The following is a 19,830-nucleotide window of genomic DNA, read 5'->3' on the forward strand; positions in this document are numbered from 1 at the left end:
CACCCCCTCTTACTTACTCAACTCTTCTGTAATGAAATCTGGTGCATCTTGATGATAGACCGTTTCATATCCTGTAACAATGGTGCTTTGTTCAACTCTTGTCGCAGGAACCGCAACGTAAGAAGGGGTCTCTTTCCCTAACAAAGCATAGGCTGCCATTGTTGCTTCTGCTACACCTTGATCATATGGCAGTTGAGCGCCAACACCTAAGACGTTTCCTTGGGCAATTTCTTTAGCGATATTATCCCCCAAATCAATACTACTCACATAAACATCTTCACGATTTGCTGAGGTTAGTGCAGATAAAACACCTTCTGCTGGAATATCCCAGATAGCAAAAATGGCCTCTATATCTGGATTTTGTGTTAGCATCGCATCCGCGACTTCCGTTGATTGATTGACATCTGAGAAGCCAGATTTTGCAATTACTTCAATATCCTTATATTTTTCTGCAATCGTCTTTTCAAATGCTTCCAATCGTTGGTTAGTAACAAAATAGTCAACATCATAATAAACAATCCCAATTTTCCCTTTTCCTTTTAATTTTTCACCGATTAAATCAGCTGCAATTATCCCGTTCCCATAATTATCTGCGGATACAGCACCGACATAGTTTTTTCCAGCAACAAAATTATTAGGCACATTGTCCATAAAGACTAATTTAATTCCGCTATCACTTACTCGTTTGAAGGCATCTGCCGTCGCAGTTGCGTCGGTTGGGATACTAATCATTACGTCTGGCTTTAAGGCAGTTAAAGTTTCTAAATCAGATACCTGTTGTTCTGCCGAAAAATTGGCATCTGTTGTTCCAACGATCTCAATCCCAAACTTTTTAAAGGTGTCTTCCAAGCCTTTTTGCTGTGCGGATGACCAATCATTTCCCGCGTAGTGGAATGAAATGGCCGCAGAGTAATTACCTTTTTTCAACTGAGCAATTTCATCCTCTGTTAGAGACAAAGAGCTAGCCGGAGCAGCGGTTTCTCCATTAGGGCCTGTAGATTTTATATTCGTCTCATCCACCACAATTTCATCTTTACCATCTGTTTTCGCTAAAGTATCTTCACTAGCTGATTCAGTTGAACTACATCCCGTTACAAAAAGAAAGACTGTCAATATAGGAATAATCCTTTTTATTATTTTCATTATTTTCTCTCCCATCTGTGGTTAAAAAAATTTTTCTAAAAACTTATAAGACGTTTCACACGCGTAGTATGGATCTCCAGCGTATCCGTCAATTTCTACCAACCAATCACCTGTATACCCATCTTCTTTTAAATAAGTGATAATCTCACCTAAGGGAATTTCCCCTTCACCTAAAGGAACAAATGCTGAACCTTTTAAATCTTTTAGATGAACATACTCAATTCGGTGACGATATTTTTTTATCACCGCAAGTGCGTCACTTCCACCAGCCACGAGGTGTGCGATATCCGGACAAAAGTTTATTTCTGTCAATGAGAAAAGTCGATCAATTTGTTCAGGTGACTCTGCGGCAGATCCTAAATGAGGATGATAGCTTGCAATCAAACCATAGCTCTTTGCTATTTGAGCAACTACATCCAAATTTTTGGCCAACACTTGATAATCTTTTTCCAAGTTTCCATTTGGCCGAACTGCCCCACCTCCAAGAACTAAATGCTTCGCCCCCAATTTTTTCATCTTATGAATGGTTTCTTTCAAATGATAAAGTTCATCTTCAAATGCATCTTCATAAATATAGTTTGCACCTGTATAAACACCCAAAAGTCGCAAATTTGTCTTAGCCAATAAGTCTTCCAATTGTTTTGGCTCAGCATCAAATTTATCCAAATTCCCATCGAACAACTCAACATACTGATAACCAACATCAGAAATTGATTCGAGGACTTCAGCTTCATCTATTAACGATAAGTATCGTCCCTCTTTGATACTAGTTACTCCGCCTCCAGAACCTACTAACATACCAAATCCATTTGTCATATATCCAACTTCCATTCAAGTCACTCCTTTTTACGTAAATTTTATTGTGTTAGCGTTTTCCACAAGCGAATGATAGCACCTCGAAATAATTAAGTCAACTTATTCTTGTTTTTTTCTGTTTTTTAACTAAATTTTCGATTAACCCAACAATTTTATTGTAAACCAGGGAATTAAATTGTATTATCTAATTGTAAATATATTTTTTACGTAATAAACAAAAGGAGGAATTTCATGAATTTAGGTTTTTTGACAAACTGTTTTGAGGGCTCCATTCTAGAAAAAGTTGATTTAGCTGTCCAGTTAGGGTTCACTCAATTAGAAGTCTTTTTGACTCCTGATTCTATACAACAATTAACAATGACCGAGCCGCCTTTAAAAAAACAGTTCGTCCAACATAATATAGGCATATCTTCTCTTGCCTATTACCAAAATATTTTGACCGAAAATAAAGAGTTGCGAAAAAAACATATTGATAATCTATACAAATTAATCAATTTTTCTTATGAAAATGATATTTCCTTAATCAGTACCTTTCTTGGTAGAGACATGCACTTATCTATAAAAGAAAATTTTGACTTATTACCTTCTGTCTTCCAACCGATTGTCACGTATGCTGAACAGCTAAATATTCAAATTGCTATTGAAAACTGCTCAATGCCTTCGTGGGACAAGAATGGTTTCCCATCGACGATTTCCTATAGCCCTGAGTTATGGAGTGAAATGTTTTCTAGAATCCCCAATGCAAATTTTGGATTGAATTTTGATCCTTCACATCTTGTTTGGCAACAAATCGACTACAAACAAGTACTTTGTGACTACTATGAACGAATATTTAATATCCATATAAAAGAAGTTCAAGTTGAAAAAGATAATTTAAGTAGATACGGTATTTTTGGCAAACAAGTGGAAAGAAACCATCCTTACGATTTTGGTTGGTATAAACCTGCGCCTCTAGGTACTGGCAGTATTAGTTGGACAGATATTTTCAAAACTCTACAAGCCAAGCAATACAATAAAAGCCTGACTTTAGAGTTCAAGAGCTCCAGTAAACAAGAAGCAACACAAACACTGATTGATTCAAAAAAATTTATAGAGACTAAACTTATAAGAGAGGATTTTTGATGATGAAAAAAAGAATTGGTTTAATTGGATACGGAGGCATGGGCAAGCAGCATATTAAAAGAATTAGTGAGAGTCGCTACGTAGAAGTTACTGGTGTTTACGATAATGATGAAAAAAAAGATTATTCCTTTATTTCTAAGGAAATCAAAATCTATGACAACTTAGAGTCACTATTGGCTAATCCTTCTATTGAGATTATTTTGATTGCTACACCCAATGATTCACACAGAGATCTTGCTATAAAAGCATTGGCATCAGGAAAACACGTCATTTCAGAAAAACCTGTCACTTTGAATGTTTCAGAATTAAAAGAAATCCTATCTGCATCAGAAAAATATAATAGATGTTTTACCGTTCATCAAAACAGACGATGGGATGAAAATTACCTCATTACCAAAAAATTAATTGAAGACAATACATTGGGTGATATTTTTTACATTGAAAACCGAGTTCAAGGGTCGCGAGGAATTCCAAACGATTGGCGAAGGAATGTAGATCAAGGCGGCGGAATGCTGTTAGATTGGGGCGTTCATTTATTAGATCGCATGCTATTTCTATTCCCAAACCAAAAAGTCATTAGTATTCACGCAACCCTCAACTATTTTTTAGGCCACGAAGTAGATGATGGCTTCAAAGTAGAGGTAACCTTCGATTCCTTGAAGAAAGCCTATTTGGAAGTCGGCACCACAAATTTTATTGAGTTACCAGAATGGTATGTTGTTGGCTCGATTGGCTCTGCTGTAATTGAAGACTTCGAACTCAATGGCAAATATGTCACATTAACTGGAGAATTAGCGAAGGAAGCTATTCCTATAGAAACCGGCGCTGGATTAACCAAAACTATGGCCCCACGAAATGACGACTCGATTAAGACGTTTCCTTTACCTTCTGTTACAAGTAACATAATCGAGTTTTATGATAACTTTGCCTTGGCAATTGATGGACAGACAGATCTTATGATTAAACATGAGGAACTTTTACGACTATCAACTCTAATTGATGCTTGTTTTGAGTCTTCGCAAAAGAACGAAACCATTAAATTCCCAAATGGCTTATGAGCAGTTAGCGAAATGAAGTAGTCGGCATCTGCCCATGTGTACAGTTATAAAAGAATAATTGTAGACTTTTTCCTAAGTTTATTTTTAAACAAAAAGGGCGTTTTTTACAGTATCTTTGCAAAAAACAAAGTCATTCCCTTTGTTATTCGCTTGTAGTATGATATGAATTAGATAAAATAGAGAAAAAGGTGATTTTTTGACGACAATAAAAGAAGTAGCAGAAATGGCTGGCGTTTCTGTTGCTACAGTTTCTCACGTTGTTCGAAAAACTAGATATGTTAGTCCTGAGTTAGAAAAAAAAGTAGAAGAGATTATTTCTTCACTTGATTCTGTTCCTAATTTTGTACTGAAACAAAATAAAAAAGATAAGAACAAAGTAAAGATATTATTAGTCTATCTATCTAATTTTTCTGACAACTTCCAGTTAGGGGTTCTAGCAGAAATTCGCCATCAATTAATGCATGAGAGCATCTTGATTATGCCTGTCGAATACCAGGACATCTCTACAAAATTTGAAGTGATGTTTGACAGTTTTCATGAGGAGGTCATCGGCCAAATCCTCATCTATTCTGACAAAACTGAACCAACATTTCCAAAAAAATTCTACAAGATTCCGTTTGTCATCGTAAGCGCAGACAATCATGACAAGATAGGGCTGCCTTATATATCAAGTGATAGCCATTGTGGAGTAGAACACGCAACCAATCACTTGCTAAGAAGTGGCCACTCGAAGATAGCCTACATAGATTACTCTGATCATTTAGAAAATGATTCATTAGCAGGGTTTAGGCGTGCCTTCAAGAAAAACAATTTACTTGTTGACGATGAGATTATTTCTACAAGAAAGCTCAATAAAGCAGAGTTACATGGAAAATTGCAGAGATTATTTTCTCAAGATAAATTCGAACAACCAACCGGAATTTTTGTTGACCCATCAATTGTTAGTGAGGTCATTAACTACTTTAATGAAGCAGGCGTGCGGATTCCTGAAGATGTCTCTTTGATTTCTTTAGGCACTGAACACTGGTATAAAGTATGTAATCCAGCAATTACCAGTATCGAACACAATTTTTCAAAAATTGTTACCGAATCATTAAATGCCTTGCGCAACTATTCAACAAATCCGCAGTATCATAAAACCATCTCAACTAAGTTTCATTTGCAAAGCTCAACATCAGGGATTGCAAAAGGGCCATTTGGAGAAAAAGCAGCTTCCATTAATAGCATTATGCTTACCGAAAGCGAAATTGATGAGATAAAACAAACGAAGAGAACAGCTGTAATCTCGTTTCATTACATGGGCGCTTCTTGGATGAATCTGCACGAAGCGGGGATTAATAAAGTGTTTAATGAGCTGAATATCAATATCATTGGTATCACTGATGCTCACTTTGATTCAGATTTACAGAACAAACAAATTGAGAGTCTGTTATCGTTAGAACCAGATATTTTCATCGCCATTCCAACTGATATTTCTAAGACAGAAACTGCATTCAAAAAAATTGTGGACAGCCCTAGCCAATTAATTTTGATTACCAATGTGCCAAAAGGCTTGACACCGACCGACTATGTATCTGTTGTTTCTGTAAATGAATTAACGAATGGTAGGCTTGCTGCACGTGGCTTATGTGAACAACTGCTTTCTCACGGTAAGAACAAAGTGGGACTCCTCACGTTTGACTCTGACTTTTACGCCACAAACCAACGAGATACCTCTGCTCAACAGCTAATCGATGAAGACTTTCCATCTATTAAGATTGTCGGAAAAGCCTCCTTCAAAAGTGAGGACAGCGTATTTGATGAAACTCTGAGTTTGCTTGCTGAACATCCAGAAATTGAAGGAATTTATATTTCTTGGGATGGACCAGCCCTAGAAGTTATAAAAGCGCTGAAATCAATTGATCGGTTGGATATCATTGTTAGCACAGTCGATTTGGACTTCTCCTCTGCACTCGTTATCGCAGAAGACGGCCCAATCAAATGCGTCAGCGCGCAACAACCATTTGATCAGGGGAGAGCAATCGCCTTAGCCGCTGCTCAATCAATCCTCAACAAAAAAGTACCTAGTTTTATTGGGATAGAACCTATCATGGTCAATCGCAACAACTTACTTAGTTCATGGCGAACTGTGTTCAAAGAAGAACCGCCAAAAGAATTACGAGATTTACTAGTCAAACAATAACCCGTACTATCCGATTTTGTTGGGTTCTTCTGATGAGTGTATAAGCACAATACGATACTCAGAATTGCTTTACAGATTTACTTAGCTGTTACAATCAAAAAAATAAACTCCTCTTCGTTTAAAAGGTTCCTACCTTTATTTAATAACCGGAAAGGAGTTTTTTTTGATAAAATGACTAAATCGAGGAAAGATTCAACCAGCAGATTATCCTAAGTACAAAAAAAGAGATAGCCAAATTGATAGAATTGAATCATTATGACACAATCATCAAAGAGCATTTCCCTATAAACTATCATAAAAAACGTTTGAAAGAGTTATTACTTCGAGTTACTTTCACTCGACAAATTTGACTATATTTGACCTTCTTCAACTTGCTATTTTAGTAGCTGACAGCATTCCCAACCTCTAGCCCACAGCATAAGAAAATCTTCTTAAATTCGGATTCCTCACGACTTCCGAAAAAAGATGCGTCATGCCAAAGTGAAGGATTCCCCAGTCCGTCGACCTATCAAATCCCGTTTTATCACTATCGAAATGTCTTAAAATTTGATAGGGCTTCATCAATTGATAGCCAAGTGGTTTTTGGCGCAGATGAAGCGGTCTAGGATCTTCAACTCTCCAAGAAAAGTCTAAAACAATTACACCCCAAACAGACAGGTCTCTAGTCGAAAATCCTATAGGCGCATAATAAAACTTATATTTTGTTCCTTGTCTTTTCTTCAAAAGAAACGTTCCGTTCATGTATACACGCTACCTTCATTGCTTTTTTGTAAAAATCAAGAACTGACTATTCAAATCTCCATTTCATTAGGTTCACTACTTCAAGAGGATAGGTATCTTTCTTCAATCCTTTTAAATCTATGAAAATTTCCAGCTAAGTCTTAACATTTAAATTCCTCTATTCTGCTTTCAACACATATCTCAATCTATCAATATTCCTGTGAAGGTTACTTACCTCTAAGTCGCCTTCGCAAAAGTAGCACAGCCAGTTTTTTTCATAAAATAGATTGTCATCCGTTATGCCACTTTTAAAATAATCTGTACAGTAAATCATTGTTATTGAAAAATTTCCGCCACTACCCTTCCCATCTAAGACACTCCTCACAAACTGATAGTTAAATGCTCTAAATTTTTGTTGCTTATACACGCCTTCAATTACGTATGAAACCATCTTATTTGTTCCTGCATTAAACGGATAAGATTCAAACTCTGCATATTCGTCAATTATCGGATTTTAAAAAACTTCTATACCTAGATTATGTATTTTTGTAGAATGATTCTGTGTAGAAGCTCTTCCCATCGCTTTGTCAAAGCTATAATTATTATCTCTAGCAAATTCCTCATCTGCTTATTATATTTATTTGCTTTCTCTATCGCAAAATAAACAATGAAGCCGGTCATTATAAAAATGGTCAATAAAAAAATAAGGATATAACCCATTATAATACGCATCTCCTACTTCTAAATTTTATTTGCATTTTTTGTTCACCAGTGCCTTCGTTTCACTTATGAGCAACAAGAGTGTAGCATATCGACTTCATAATATTCCAGTAACAACCGAAAAACATGCATATTTATAATTGTCATTGGATCAAGCATGTGCTTAAGTTGTTAGGCATTAACGTTAAAAGATGGCTATTTTCACTATCAAAGCAATAACAGAAAGTGTGCTCTTTTAGTACACCTATTGATTGAAATTAAAGGGCTCTCAAACACTTTGACATTCTAAGGATTTTGAGAATCCATAATTTTTTTATGAATAATTCGGCCTTGTTTGTCACAACTCATTTTTGTATAAACTTGACACAAATAACAGAGGCTTTATCAATTTGCTCACTCTACTATACATTATTTTACTTTGAGATTTATCTATAAAAGGCCGTTCTAGAAATAGGATTGCAGTACTAAAAACGCCTACACCCATTATTTTAAAGCCATGTAATCTAGCCTATGATACATCAAATCTTATATGCTCTTCTATTTTTACTTTTTCAATTATCTTGAAAAAGTCTCATTTTTTCCATTAATTATGAGCTGAACGTTTATTCAAAGATTCCCAAACCTTTTGCGTATTATACATAGAAGGGTTTGTCCTATTAAATAAACATGAAGTTGAGACTTCACCCTCCACTCAGCCAGTGTGGTGAATTGCCTAACTTTGAAAATGAGCTTGTTAACTACAAAGTATAGCTTTCTTCGAATAGAATCAAATTTTAACATGGCCACTATGATAACCACAATCCATTATAGAAAGTTGGAACCTATATGAGCGAGACTAGAGAAAAGTTAAAGAAATTAAAAGATGGATCTCGATACAGGTTTAGAGGTTTCTTCCAACACAACGGATTGAAGTCAGCTGACTACATTGATAAGATGGGAAATATTCGCTATTAGCCAACCTTCATGTTAACAGATGTCTATCAAATCGATACAGCAAGAGTAGAACATTATGTTGCCGACCATCTTTGGATGAATCTTACGAAACAATTTTTAAAATATGATTGGTTCAAGAAAGGCGACCTCATACAATTTGATGGGAAAGTTTCTGAATATACAACTTCAAAGAAAACAGATGTTAAAATTGAGCGTCCATCCAAAGTCAGCGTTACAAGATTAGGGAAGAATATCCCCCTAACTGACCGACTCATAAACTTGAGACCATTAGAAATTGAACAAGAAATCACTTTGCAAATCCAACCGTTCACAAAAGCTAGAGATGCTCTTCTTGCGTTCTTTAGTTTAAACAAATTCCAAATATTAAAGAAGAAATGGCACAATATTCAGCCATATGCAATAGTTGATAATCAGCTCTTTACAAGAGATAGCTTCAGAGAGTTCTACTTTACTAGAGAGTCTATGATTGAATTGCATAACCTCTACATTACCGAGAAAATTTCAATCAAAAAATCGGTTTATAATGGGGATCCAATTCAAGAAAACTTGCTCACCGAAAAGGATATTGAGTCTTACTTATCTAAATACAAAGAGCAGCATACTCAGCATAAAAAATCCAAAAGTCAAGGTTACAATAACTAACTAGAAGACTATTATTTTTAGCTTCTTTTGGTAAAGTCTATAGATAAAATCGTATAATTATTGAACTAGAAATAGGTCCAAAAAGAAACTTTACGATTAATTTTAAGTAAAATGTGATATACTGACTCTAAAGAAAGCTAGGTGATAAATATGCCAATCATTAAACCAGTTTCTGATTTAAGAAATTATAACACTGTGCTAAGTGAAGTCTCTGAAGGTAATCCAGTGTATCTTACTAAAAATGGTTATGGAAAATATGCAGTTGTTGATCTGGTAGAATATGAAAAAATTCAAGCTAGCATGAAATTACTTGCTGAGTTAGCCGAAGCGGAACAAGAAATTGCTGATGGTACCACTTTAATCCCTCAAGAAGACATTGACAAAGAATTTGGTCTAGCTAAATGAGCTATCAAATTGAGCTTACACCAAAAGCAGCAAATGATTTACGTCAGATTCATGACTATTCCATTTCAGAATTATACGATTCTACAACGGGATTAAAGCTGGTTCAGTCTATTATCAATAGCTATAAACAATTGACAACTTTTCCAAAACTAGGAAAGAAACTTTCCACTCAAATCCCCTTTAAAACCAACTATTTTTATCTGGTGAGTAAAAAGCATTTGATTTTCTATCAGATAAAGAAAGATTCTATTGTTATCTATCGCATTATTCATAGCCAGCAAGATTATTTAGAGATTTTGTTTTTTGATGATGAAACCGCTTTATAATTCGATAAAAATAGGAAAGAACTTATCAAGTTTAGGCTATGTTCTTTCCTATTTTCTATGGCAAATTGATGTATTTAAGAAGACTCTCTTTCATAAACTTCCCCTCATTTTGATGGGAACCACATAACAACATCCCTTTTATCAACTCAATCGTCCGGATATGTTCCAGTTGCAACTACTGACATGGTTTACCATTCACTATCAAGCTCTACAAATTTTTTTACAGGAAAGCAAAAATAGTCAAAGACTCTTCGGTACAAAGTTTCTTCTGATGGTGCAACATTTGGTGCAACTAAATCAAAAGCAAAAATAGAACCTCTTAGAATTACTGGTATAACAGCAATTCTAAGAGGTAGATAAAAGTTAACCTACACTGCCTTCCATCTCATAACTAATCAACCGATTTAACTCGACTGCATATTCCATTGGGAGTTCTTTGGTGAATGGTTCGACAAAGCCCATGACAATCATTTCTGTTGCTTCGCTTTCTGATAGGCCGCGGCTCATCAGATAGTATAATTGTTCTTCTGAGATTTTTGAGACTTTTGCCTCGTGCTCTAGCGAGACTTGGCTGTTATGGATTTCGTTGAACGGGATGGTGTCTGATTTTGAGCGTTCATCCATAATAATCGTGTCACATTCGATGTGCGAGATCGAGCCTGCACTGTCTTTTCCGAAGGTTACTTGGCCACGGTAGTTGACCTCACCGCCGTCTTTGGCGATTGATTTTGAGACGATTGAGCTTGACGTGTTTGGGGCGTTATGAATCATTTTTGCCCCGGTGTCTTGGATTTGGTTTTCACCGGCAAAGGCGATTGACAACATCGTTCCGCGTGCTCCTTTACCGTCTAGATAAACACTTGGATATTTCATTGTTGTTTTAGCGCCTAGATTTCCATCAATCCACTCGACGGTTGCCCCTTCATAAGCTTTGGCGCGTTTGGTAACAAGATTGTAGACATTATCGGACCAGTTTTGAATAGTTGTATACCGACAATAGGCATCTTTTCGAGTGAAGATCTCAACGATTGCGGCATGCAAACTGTTGCTTGAATAGGTTGGCGCGGTACAGCCTTCTACATAGTGAATGCTGGCCCCTTCGTCAACGATAATTAGAGTCCGCTCAAACTGACCAGTGTTTTCTGCGTTGATGCGGAAATAGGTTTGTAAAGGAACATCCACTTGGACCCCTTTTGGCACATAGATAAAGGTACCGCCTGACCAAACTGCCGAATTTAACGCTGCTAATTTATTGTCGGTTGGTGGAACTAATTTGGAGAAGTATTCTTTGAACAAATCAGGGTATTCTTTTAATGCTGAATCTGTATCGGTGAAGACAATCCCTAATTTTTGGAATTCTTCTTTCATGTTGTGGTAAACAACTTCTGATTCATATTGTGCAGAAGCGCCGGCCAAATAGGCACGTTCAGCTTCAGGAATCCCAATTTTTTCAAAAGTTTCTTTAATTTTTTCGGGTACATCATCCCAGTCACGTTCTGGACGGTCACTGGCTTTTTGATAGTATTTGATTGCTTCAAAATCAATATCAGACAAATCTGGTCCCCATGATTGCATCGGCATTTTGTTAAAGGCTTCTAATGATTTTAAGCGGAATTCTAACATCCATTCTGGTTCTTCTTTGATCCGTGAGATTTCACGCACGACTTCTTCGGTTAATCCTTTTCCTGTACTAAAGACCGGCTTCACGTCATCATGAAAGCCAAATTTATATTCTTCTAACTCAGGTACTCCCACGTTCTCACGCTCCTATTCTTTATGGTATTGATGAGCTACAGACTTGCCAGACTCATCAGTGACGGCTTGTTCCAATGCTTTCCAAGCGAGCGTTGCACATTTGATTCGCGCTGGGAATTTAGCTACTCCGCTGAGCATCGCCGCGTCTCCTAAAGCTTCTTCATTGGCAACTTCTTTTCCTTGAACCAATTCAGAAAAGCTCTGAATCAACGCTTCTGCTTCAGTGACTGTTTTGCCTACTACCGCATCGGTCATCATCGAGGCACTCGCTGTACTAATTGAACAGCCACTTCCGTCAAAGGCAATCTTTTTAATGACATGATCCTCCAACGAAAGCTCTAGTTGAATGACATCGCCACAGGTTGGATTATTCATCTCAATCGTTTGCGTCGAATCATCTAAAGTTCCATGGTGATGAGGATGACTAGAATGATCCAAAATTACTTGACGATATAAATTATCTAATTTAGATAGTCCCATGTTTGAAAAACTCCTTTGTCGCTAAGATTGCTTCTACTAAACGATCTGCATCCTCTTTTGTATTGTATAAATAAAAGCTGGCACGCGCTGTTGCCGGTACATTCAAATAGTTTAACAAAGGCTGTGCGCAGTGGTGTCCTGCACGAACTGCGACCCCTTCCATATCTAAGGCCGTCGCTACATCATGAGGATGCAGACCTTCCAAATTAAAGGCAATAACACCGGTGTGTGCTTCAACCGCTTGTGGGCCATAGACGGTTAGCCCTTCAATTGCTTGTAATTTAGGGAGTACGTAGGCAACTAATTCGGCTTCATGCTGATGAATTTCAGTCAAACCAATTTCAGTCAAATAATCAATCGCACTGCCCAACGCAATGGCACCCGCGATATTCGGTGTACCTGCTTCAAATTTCCAAGGCAACTCTTTCCACGTACTCTCTTGAAGGTGGACAAAATCAATCATCTCGCCACCAAACTCAACCGGCTCCATTTGATCAAGCCATTCTCGTTTGCCATAAAGTACACCAATCCCTGTCGGTCCGCACATTTTGTGTCCGCTAAACGCGTAAAAATCAACATTCAATGCTTGAACATCAACGGGCATGTGAGGCACAGCTTGCGCACCGTCTGCGACCATTACCGCGCCGTGTGCATGCGCCAGTTCAGCCAACTCCTTCAGTGGATTAATGACACCTAACACATTAGAGACATGAGCAATCGACACAATCGCCGTCTTATCCGTCATTTGTTTTTTGGCATCCGCCATATCAAGAAAGCCGTCATCCGTGATACGAATGTATTTCAAGGTTGCCCCTTTAGCTTTTGCCAGCTGTTGCCAAGGAATGATGTTGGAATGATGCTCCATGTAGGAAATCACAATTTCATCGCCTTTTTTAACAAATGCATCACCAAAGCTCTTGGCTATCCAGTTCAAACTTGTTGTCGTCCCTCTCGTAAACAGGACCTCCGCTGTTTCTTTTGCATGAATCAACTGACGGACTTTTTCGCGTGCTTCTTCGTAATCTTTTGTCGCACGTTCTGCTAAGGTGTGCACGCCACGATGAACGTTGGCATTATTCATTTCATAATAGTGATTTAACGTCTTTAATACCTGTTTGGGCTTCTGAGTCGTCGCCGCATTATCCAGGTAAATTAACGGTTCGTCATTGACCTCTTGAAACAAGATAGGAAAATCCTGGCGAAGCTTTTCTGCATTCATCATGCATTCAACTTCCCTTCGATAACCTCAATAAATTCCGTTTGAACTGCTTTAACAGGAATAGCCGTAATCACAGAGCCTAAGAAGCCACGAATAACCAAACGTTCCGCATCCTCTTTACGTAGACCACGACTCATCAGATAGTACATTTCTTCAGGATCAACACGACCGACACTCGCTGCATGTCCAGCCGTTACTTCGTTTTCATCAATTAAAAGAATTGGGTTGGCATCACCACGCGCTTTATCTGACAACATCAGCACACGACTTTCTTGTTGTGCATCTGCTCCTTTAGCGCCTTTTAAGATATGACCAATCCCATTAAAGGTTAAGACACCTCGCTCACGAATCACCCCGTGTTGTAAAATGTGGCCCACAGTATGAGGGGCTTTATTTGTCACGCGGGTATCAATTCCTTGGGTCTGTTTACCAGCACTAATTGCGACGATTTTCACTTCTGAATGGGCTCCTTCGCCCACTAAATCAGAATCAAAATCGGCCACGACATCGCCATCATTCATTACGCCAAGTGCCCAATCAACTGAGGCATCACGCATAATATAACCCCGACGATTCATGTAAGAAGTGATGTTTCCACCTAATTGGTCCACCGCAGAATATTTCACTTTGGCACCCGCTTTGGCAATCACCTCAACGATAATATTCCCCGAAACTTTTTTCGCTGCGTTGCCTTCAGTTTGGAATCGTTCTAAGTAACTAAACTGACTATGCTCATCTGCGACAATCAAAACGTGCTTGAAAAATTGTTGCGTGCTTGCACCATCTTGAATGAAAATCGCCTCAAGTGGTTCTTCAATCACGACGTTTTTAGGAACATAAAGGAATAATCCGCTGTTCATGAAGGCTGCATGAAAGGCCGTTAACTGGTCTTCATCCATACGCACCGCTTTACTCATATAATACTCTTGAACCAATTCAGAATGCTCTTGCATCGCGGTAAATAAATCAGTAAAAATAACGCCCTTTTCAACCAACTCTTGTGGTAGCTGTTCGAAAGAGGTGGTTGTTCCTTGTTGAACCAATACAGGATTATCCTTCATTTCATCAAAAGCAACCACACCAATTGATTCTGGCACCATTTCTTCTGTGGAAACATTAAAGAGTGGCCAACGATTAAATTTTACTCGTTCAATTTTTGGCAAGTCCAATTCATCTGCTTTAGCTAAAGCTTGTTGGCGCAAAGTGGTCATCCATTCAGGCTCTCCGTTGCTTACGGAGAAGGTGTTGATTTCATCAAGAAAATCAATCCATTCTTTTTTTGCCATTTGTCTTGCCCTCCCTTACGCTTCTTCTTCTTTGTAGTCAATTCCTAATTCCTTACTAATTCCAGCATAACCTTCCGCTTCTAAACGTTTGGCCAACTCCGCATCGCCTGTTAAAACCACGCGACCTTCCATCATGATATGAACAATATCTGGTGTGATGTAGTTTAATAAACGTTGATAATGTGTAATAATCAATGAACCAAAGTTTTCGCCACGCATCTCATTGACCCCTTTAGAGACGACCTTTAACGCATCAATATCTAACCCTGAGTCAATTTCATCTAAGATAGCAAAGGTTGGTTCCAACATTAATAATTGGAGAATTTCATTGCGTTTCTTTTCCCCACCTGAAAAGCCTTCGTTCAAATAACGTTCAGCCATTTCTTCAGGCATATTTAATAGTTCCATCTTTTTATCTAATTTTTTTAGAAATTCCATGACAGACATTTTGTTGTCCTCATCACGTTTGGCATTAATTGCCGCACGCATGAATTCAGCATTTGTGATTCCAGGAATTTCGCTTGGGTATTGCATTGCCAAAAATAGACCTAAGCGCGCACGTTCGTCAACTTCTAGCTCTAAAATATTTTGACCATCCAGCAAGATCTCGCCTTCTGTCACTTCATAATTAGGATTCCCCATAATTGCTGCTGATAAAGTGGATTTCCCTGTACCATTTGGTCCCATAATGGCATGAATTTCGCCTGTTTTCATTGTTAAGTTTACGCCCTTAAGGATTTCTTTTCCCTCAATTGAAACGTGTAAATTTTTTATTTCTAAGACTGACATGCAATCCCCTCCAGATTCTTTTAACGTTCTCATCTATTTTAGACTAATTGAGAATGAATCGCAATATTCTTGCCGGAGAATGTTGGATTTATCCTATAACTATTCTAATTTTCTTTCAATTAAAAAGAGCATTTTTACGACTATTAATAATAATTATTATAAAGCTCTCAATTTTTGTTAGAGCCACAAGCTTTCTGACTTTTTCATCAGTTACGTTTTTTGATACCCACGCCAATTTTTTTTACTATTAATAAACGCCTCTTGCCTTTTTCCATTGTACTCCATCTTTCAAAAATCGAGTAGTCTCACGTCTTCGTGCGTTTCACCCGTCTTTTATCTGCTAGTACGACTAACAGCTTTTAGAGATAGAACAAAAAACAAGACCATGATTATCCTCACAGTCTTGTTCATTGTTATTCAATTATTTTGCAACGTCTCTTAATTCAGCTGCTTATTTATCAACTGGTTTTACAGAGCCGCCCCATTTTTCAACAATCCAGCTTTGAACTTCTGGCTCATGTAACGCAGCCATTAATTTTTTCACTGCATCGTTATCTTTATCTTCTGTACGAGTCGCTACGATGTTCACATATGGAGAATCGTCACCCTCTAATAAAAGTGCGTCTTCTAATGGATTCAAATCAATGCCGTAAGCAAAGTTTGAGTTAATTGCCACTAAGTCACCTTCGTCATTGTTGTATGTTGTTGCTAATAATTCTGGTGCAATCGTGTTTTCAATCTTCAAGTTCTTTGGATTTTCAGCAATATCTTCAAATGTTGCAGTTTCCAAATCCACGCCGTCCTTCACTTTTACCAAGTCTGCTTTTTGTAAAATACTAATGACACGGCCCCAGTCAGAGACAGAGCTTGAAACGATTACTGTTGCGCCATCTTTTAAGTCTTTGATGTCTTTAATTTTTTTAGAATATAATCCCATTGGCTCTAAATGAACACCGCCAATATTGGCAAAGTCATAACTATTGTCTTCGATTGCTTTGTTGAAGAATGGTAAATGTTGGAAATAGTTGGCATCTAATTCGCCATCAGCTAAGCTTTTGTTTGGTAACACGTAATCATCAAAAGAAACAACTTCTAGTTCGATGCCTTCTTTAGCCAAAATAGGTTTCACATGTTCCAAAATTTCTCCGTGCGGCGAAGGTGAAGCGCCCACTTTTAAGACGGTTTTTTCTTCCTTTTTATCCGATCCAGAAGAAGCCGTGTCTGATTTGCCGTTACCACAAGCTGTTAATCCTACTGCCACCAATAATACTGCTGCTAATCCAAATAATTTCTTTTTCATATCCTTTTCCCCCTCATTTTTCCTATCGTTTATCTGTTCGTTTTGTTAAGATGTCCCCGATTGCTTGCACGATGAACACTATCACCAAAATAATGACTGTTGCCACTAAGGTCACCGTATAATTTCCTCGTTGAAATCCTTCTTGCCAAGCTAGTGCTCCTAGCCCACCCGCACCAATCGCTCCAGCCATCGCTGTAAAACCAATCATTGAAATGGTCGTCACAGTGATTCCTGAAATTAATGCTGGCACACTTTCTGGTAACAACACTTTTACGACGGTTTCAAAATAACTTGCTCCCATTGCATCTGCTGCTTCTAACACGCCTGGGCTGACTTCGCGTAAGGCAATTTCAACCAGTCGCGCATAAAAGGGTGCTGCGGTTAAAACCAACGCTGGGATTCCTGCTTTTGCCCCCATCATTGATCCTACCAACATTTTAGTGAATGGGATGATTAAAACCATCAATATCATAAACGGTGTTGACCGGAAAATGTTACTTATAATAGAAACTAACCCATAGATAATTTTCGCATACGGCTTATTGTTTCTGCCAATTGTATACAGTGCCAATCCTAGGGCAAGTCCCAAAACAAAGACTAAAACCATTGAAATGACGGTCATATATAAGGTATCAATAATCGCTTTTTGCATCGTTTCAGGGTTGACCTGACTAAAATTCAAATACTGTTCTGAGAAGCTCTTATTCATGTGTTAGCACCTCCACATCGACTTCTTTTGAATTGAAAAATTCAATCGCTTGCTTAATTTCGGCCGGCTCGCCTGTCAACAAGACAGTCAAGGAGCCTAACGTACTACCATTTGTTTGTTGAACCGTTCCATAAACGACATTAATGTCAATTTTGTAGGCCCGGATAGCTTGTGAAATAACTGGCTCATTGGCGTTATTCTCTTTAAAAGACAACGTAACAATCTGCCCCTCAGGATTCTCTTTGATAAAACTTGCCAACATCGCTTGTGTGTCATCTTCTGGTTGAAGCTCTTGTTGAACAAATCGTTGGGTGACTGCTTGTTTTGGATGACGGAATACATCAAGCACTTCGCCTTCTTCAACAATACTCCCTAGCTCCATGACCGCTACCTTGTTACAAATTTTTCTGATTACATTCATCTCGTGAGTAATTAAGACGATGGTCAAATTCAACTTCTTATTAATATCGAGTAATAAATCTAGAACCTCTTCTGTTGTTTGAGGATCTAGCGCACTAGTCGCTTCATCACACAAAAGAATTTCTGGTTCGTTGGCTAACGCTCGAGCAATCCCTACCCGCTGTTTTTGACCACCTGATAGCTGTGCGGGATAGGCATCGCCACGTCCTTGTAAACCAACTAATTCAAGTAGTTCCTCCGCACGTTTTTTCTGATCCGCTTTATTAACTCCCGCAAGCTCTAAAGGAAGTTTGATGTTATCAATTACTGTGCGTGACCACAACAAATTAAAATGTTGGAAAATCATGCCAATTTTTTTACGAAAATTCCGTAATTCTTTACTTTTTAATGTGGTGATGTCTTGTCCTTTAACAACCACTGTACCTGAAGTTGGCAATTCCAACCCGTTCAACAAACGAACTAAGGTACTTTTCCCTGCGCCAGAGTATCCAACAATTCCGTAAATATCGCCTTTCTCCACGGTTAAATTTACATCATTTACCGCTTTGATTGCGCCGGATTTCCCGGAGAACTCTTTTTTGACATGGGTTAATTCAATCAATGCCATTTTAACTCTTTCCTCTCTTTTTGGACTCACTATTCATGGTAGTCACTACTCATCTGCATATTTTTGTCTATAATCGACAAAAAAACTTTCGTCCTTTTTTGTGCATCACTCTGCATAAAAAAGGACGAAAGTTTGCTCTTTTCGCGTTACCACCTTGATTTGTTATTCTTTCACAACAATAACCTCATTCAGTACTTGAGTTGTTCCTCGCATACTGCTGCGCTTTAACGGGCGCTCCCGTAACAAGTTCACTTTCGCTCGCTCATTCTGCTCAAAGACCATCTTCCATCTCATCCTCGTTACCCATTTGCAGCAAAACAGGGCTCTCTTTAAACGTTTGTGACATGTACTCTTCTTTTCAAAGCTTTCGGTATATTGCCAAAATTATAACAACACTTTTAATAACTGTCAATTCTTTTTTTGAACGAAATTTTTCACCGCCCTATTGGACTCAGAAATTCTTCACTCAACTATTCAAATTATAATTGGTCAAACGCCGCAGAATCAACCTCTTTGAAGCTAACTAACCAAGCAACCATCTCATCCTCATCGTTTAACACATTAATATCCGCATCAATCTTTTCATTCACAGAAGAAATCACTCCTGTGAGAGGACTAGGGAACTCGTTGACCGCTTTTTCTGCTTCCACTTCAGCAAGCGCCTCGCCCTGTTTAAAACTTTGACCAACTTTTGGCAATGAAACAAAGGTAATCGTTCCTAGCTCTTCTTGCGCATCTTTCGTTAAACCTACACAATACTCTTTCCCGTTAAATAAAATCCATAAGTTGTCTTTACGTTTTAAATGTACTCCTGCCATCTTAACTGGTCGCTCCTTCATAATCGATTTCTTTAAAGCCAATCGCTACCACCTGATTCTCTTTCACTAACAATGGTCGTTTAATTAACATCCCATCGGTGGCTAGAACCTGACTCGCTTTCTCTACTGTAAAACTTTCTATCTGATCTTTCAAGCCTAACTCTCTATATTTCATTCCACTCGTGTTAAAAAAACGACGAATCGGCCATTGACTCTTTGCCATCCAGCCAGCAATCACTTCTGGTTTGGGCGGAGTTTGAATCATATCATAGGTCTCAAATGAAACATCATGTGATTCTAACCATTTTTTGGCCTTTTGGCAAGTAGAACATTTTGGATACCAATATAATGTGTACATA

At 38.1% G+C, this 19,830-nt stretch carries 20 protein-coding genes and 1 other annotated feature; of the genes, 6 read left to right on the forward strand and 14 right to left on the reverse strand.

Features of this window, described 5'->3' with window-relative positions:
* Nucleotides 1-9: 9 nt before the first annotated feature.
* Nucleotides 10-1,143 carry a substrate-binding domain-containing protein gene (locus tag IGI37_RS15465; protein ID WP_438762958.1) on the reverse strand — a complete coding sequence of 378 codons (1,134 nt, stop codon included), beginning with the start codon at nucleotides 1,141-1,143 and terminating at the stop codon, nucleotides 10-12.
* A gap of 21 nt (nucleotides 1,144-1,164) precedes the next feature.
* Nucleotides 1,165-1,974, reverse strand: coding sequence for a sugar phosphate isomerase/epimerase family protein (locus IGI37_RS15470; RefSeq protein WP_438762959.1), 810 nt, complete (start codon nucleotides 1,972-1,974; stop codon nucleotides 1,165-1,167).
* Nucleotides 1,975-2,190: 216 nt separating this feature from the next.
* Here IGI37_RS15470 and IGI37_RS15475 point away from each other — a divergent pair, with 216 nt between their 5' ends.
* The 3 genes from IGI37_RS15475 (at nucleotide 2,191) to IGI37_RS15485 (ending at nucleotide 6,321) form a co-directional block, all read left to right on the forward strand.
* Nucleotides 2,191-3,081, forward strand: coding sequence for a sugar phosphate isomerase/epimerase family protein (locus tag IGI37_RS15475; RefSeq protein ID WP_438762960.1), 891 nt, complete (start codon nucleotides 2,191-2,193; stop codon nucleotides 3,079-3,081).
* Complete coding sequence (locus IGI37_RS15480; protein WP_438762961.1) at nucleotides 3,081-4,139, forward strand: Gfo/Idh/MocA family protein; 1,059 nt, start codon at nucleotides 3,081-3,083, stop codon at nucleotides 4,137-4,139. The genes IGI37_RS15475 and IGI37_RS15480 overlap by 1 nt, the downstream gene beginning before the upstream one ends.
* Nucleotides 4,140-4,335: 196 nt before the next feature.
* Complete coding sequence (locus IGI37_RS15485) at nucleotides 4,336-6,321, forward strand: LacI family DNA-binding transcriptional regulator (protein ID WP_438762962.1); 1,986 nt, start codon at nucleotides 4,336-4,338, stop codon at nucleotides 6,319-6,321.
* Between the two features lie 405 nt (nucleotides 6,322-6,726).
* On the opposite strand, the gene IGI37_RS15490 is transcribed toward IGI37_RS15485, so the two are convergent.
* Together IGI37_RS15490 and IGI37_RS15495 are read right to left on the reverse strand one after the other, a co-directional pair.
* Nucleotides 6,727-7,044 (reverse strand): hypothetical protein, encoded by a 318-nt coding sequence (locus tag IGI37_RS15490; protein ID WP_438762963.1) that lies wholly within the window; start codon nucleotides 7,042-7,044, stop codon nucleotides 6,727-6,729.
* A 175-nt stretch (nucleotides 7,045-7,219) separates the two neighbouring features.
* Nucleotides 7,220-7,492, reverse strand: a complete 273-nt coding sequence (locus IGI37_RS15495) for a hypothetical protein (protein ID WP_438762964.1) — start codon at nucleotides 7,490-7,492, stop codon at nucleotides 7,220-7,222.
* A gap of 1,232 nt (nucleotides 7,493-8,724) precedes the next feature.
* Between IGI37_RS15495 and IGI37_RS15500 the strand changes: the two genes are divergently transcribed.
* The 3 genes from IGI37_RS15500 (at nucleotide 8,725) to IGI37_RS15510 (ending at nucleotide 10,088) form a co-directional block, all read left to right on the forward strand.
* Entirely contained in the window at nucleotides 8,725-9,357 is a 633-nt protein-coding gene (locus IGI37_RS15500; protein WP_438762965.1) for a hypothetical protein, read from the forward strand.
* Nucleotides 9,358-9,507: 150 nt separating this feature from the next.
* Nucleotides 9,508-9,762, forward strand: a complete 255-nt coding sequence (locus IGI37_RS15505; protein WP_438762966.1) for a type II toxin-antitoxin system prevent-host-death family antitoxin — start codon at nucleotides 9,508-9,510, stop codon at nucleotides 9,760-9,762.
* A complete protein-coding gene (locus IGI37_RS15510; protein WP_438762967.1) occupies nucleotides 9,759-10,088 on the forward strand; it encodes a type II toxin-antitoxin system RelE/ParE family toxin in 330 nt (109 codons plus the stop codon). The genes IGI37_RS15505 and IGI37_RS15510 overlap by 4 nt, the downstream gene beginning before the upstream one ends.
* Nucleotides 10,089-10,451: 363 nt before the next feature.
* Here IGI37_RS15510 and sufB read toward each other — a convergent pair whose 3' ends face one another.
* The 10 genes from sufB to IGI37_RS15560 form a co-directional block, all read right to left on the reverse strand.
* Nucleotides 10,452-11,843: a Fe-S cluster assembly protein SufB gene (gene sufB / locus IGI37_RS15515; RefSeq protein ID WP_438762968.1), complete on the reverse strand. Its 1,392-nt coding sequence runs from the start codon at nucleotides 11,841-11,843 to the stop codon at nucleotides 10,452-10,454.
* Nucleotides 11,844-11,855: 12 nt separating this feature from the next.
* On the reverse strand, nucleotides 11,856-12,323 hold the full coding sequence (gene sufU, locus IGI37_RS15520; protein WP_438762969.1) for a Fe-S cluster assembly sulfur transfer protein SufU: 468 nt from the start codon (nucleotides 12,321-12,323) through the stop codon (nucleotides 11,856-11,858).
* Nucleotides 12,310-13,545, reverse strand: a complete 1,236-nt coding sequence (locus IGI37_RS15525) for a cysteine desulfurase (protein WP_438762970.1) — start codon at nucleotides 13,543-13,545, stop codon at nucleotides 12,310-12,312. The genes sufU and IGI37_RS15525 overlap by 14 nt, the downstream gene beginning before the upstream one ends.
* Nucleotides 13,542-14,828, reverse strand: coding sequence for a Fe-S cluster assembly protein SufD (gene sufD / locus IGI37_RS15530; protein WP_438762971.1), 1,287 nt, complete (start codon nucleotides 14,826-14,828; stop codon nucleotides 13,542-13,544). Before sufD ends, IGI37_RS15525 begins: the two co-directional genes overlap by 4 nt.
* Nucleotides 14,829-14,843: 15 nt before the next feature.
* The gene (gene sufC / locus IGI37_RS15535; protein WP_438762972.1) at nucleotides 14,844-15,617 is read right to left on the reverse strand and encodes a Fe-S cluster assembly ATPase SufC; all 774 of its coding nucleotides are present in this window, start codon (nucleotides 15,615-15,617) and stop codon (nucleotides 14,844-14,846) included.
* Between the two features lie 451 nt (nucleotides 15,618-16,068).
* On the reverse strand, nucleotides 16,069-16,917 hold the full coding sequence (locus tag IGI37_RS15540) for a MetQ/NlpA family ABC transporter substrate-binding protein (RefSeq protein ID WP_438762973.1): 849 nt from the start codon (nucleotides 16,915-16,917) through the stop codon (nucleotides 16,069-16,071).
* A 22-nt stretch (nucleotides 16,918-16,939) separates the two neighbouring features.
* Nucleotides 16,940-17,626: a methionine ABC transporter permease gene (locus IGI37_RS15545; RefSeq protein WP_438762974.1), complete on the reverse strand. Its 687-nt coding sequence runs from the start codon at nucleotides 17,624-17,626 to the stop codon at nucleotides 16,940-16,942.
* On the reverse strand, nucleotides 17,619-18,653 hold the full coding sequence (locus IGI37_RS15550; protein ID WP_438762975.1) for a methionine ABC transporter ATP-binding protein: 1,035 nt from the start codon (nucleotides 18,651-18,653) through the stop codon (nucleotides 17,619-17,621). The genes IGI37_RS15545 and IGI37_RS15550 overlap by 8 nt, the downstream gene beginning before the upstream one ends.
* Nucleotides 18,654-18,770: 117 nt before the next feature.
* Nucleotides 18,771-19,024: a binding site (T-box leader), on the reverse strand.
* Nucleotides 19,025-19,132: 108 nt separating this feature from the next.
* On the reverse strand, nucleotides 19,133-19,471 hold the full coding sequence (locus tag IGI37_RS15555) for a glycine cleavage system protein H (RefSeq protein WP_438763668.1): 339 nt from the start codon (nucleotides 19,469-19,471) through the stop codon (nucleotides 19,133-19,135).
* 1 nt (nucleotide 19,472) lies between these two features.
* Nucleotides 19,473-19,829, reverse strand: coding sequence for an arsenate reductase family protein (locus tag IGI37_RS15560; RefSeq protein WP_438762976.1), 357 nt, complete (start codon nucleotides 19,827-19,829; stop codon nucleotides 19,473-19,475).
* Nucleotide 19,830 lies beyond the last annotated feature (1 nt).

It is taken from the genome of Enterococcus sp. AZ194 (assembly GCF_051713825.1).
In the GTDB taxonomy this organism is placed as follows: domain Bacteria; phylum Bacillota; class Bacilli; order Lactobacillales; family Enterococcaceae; genus Enterococcus_K.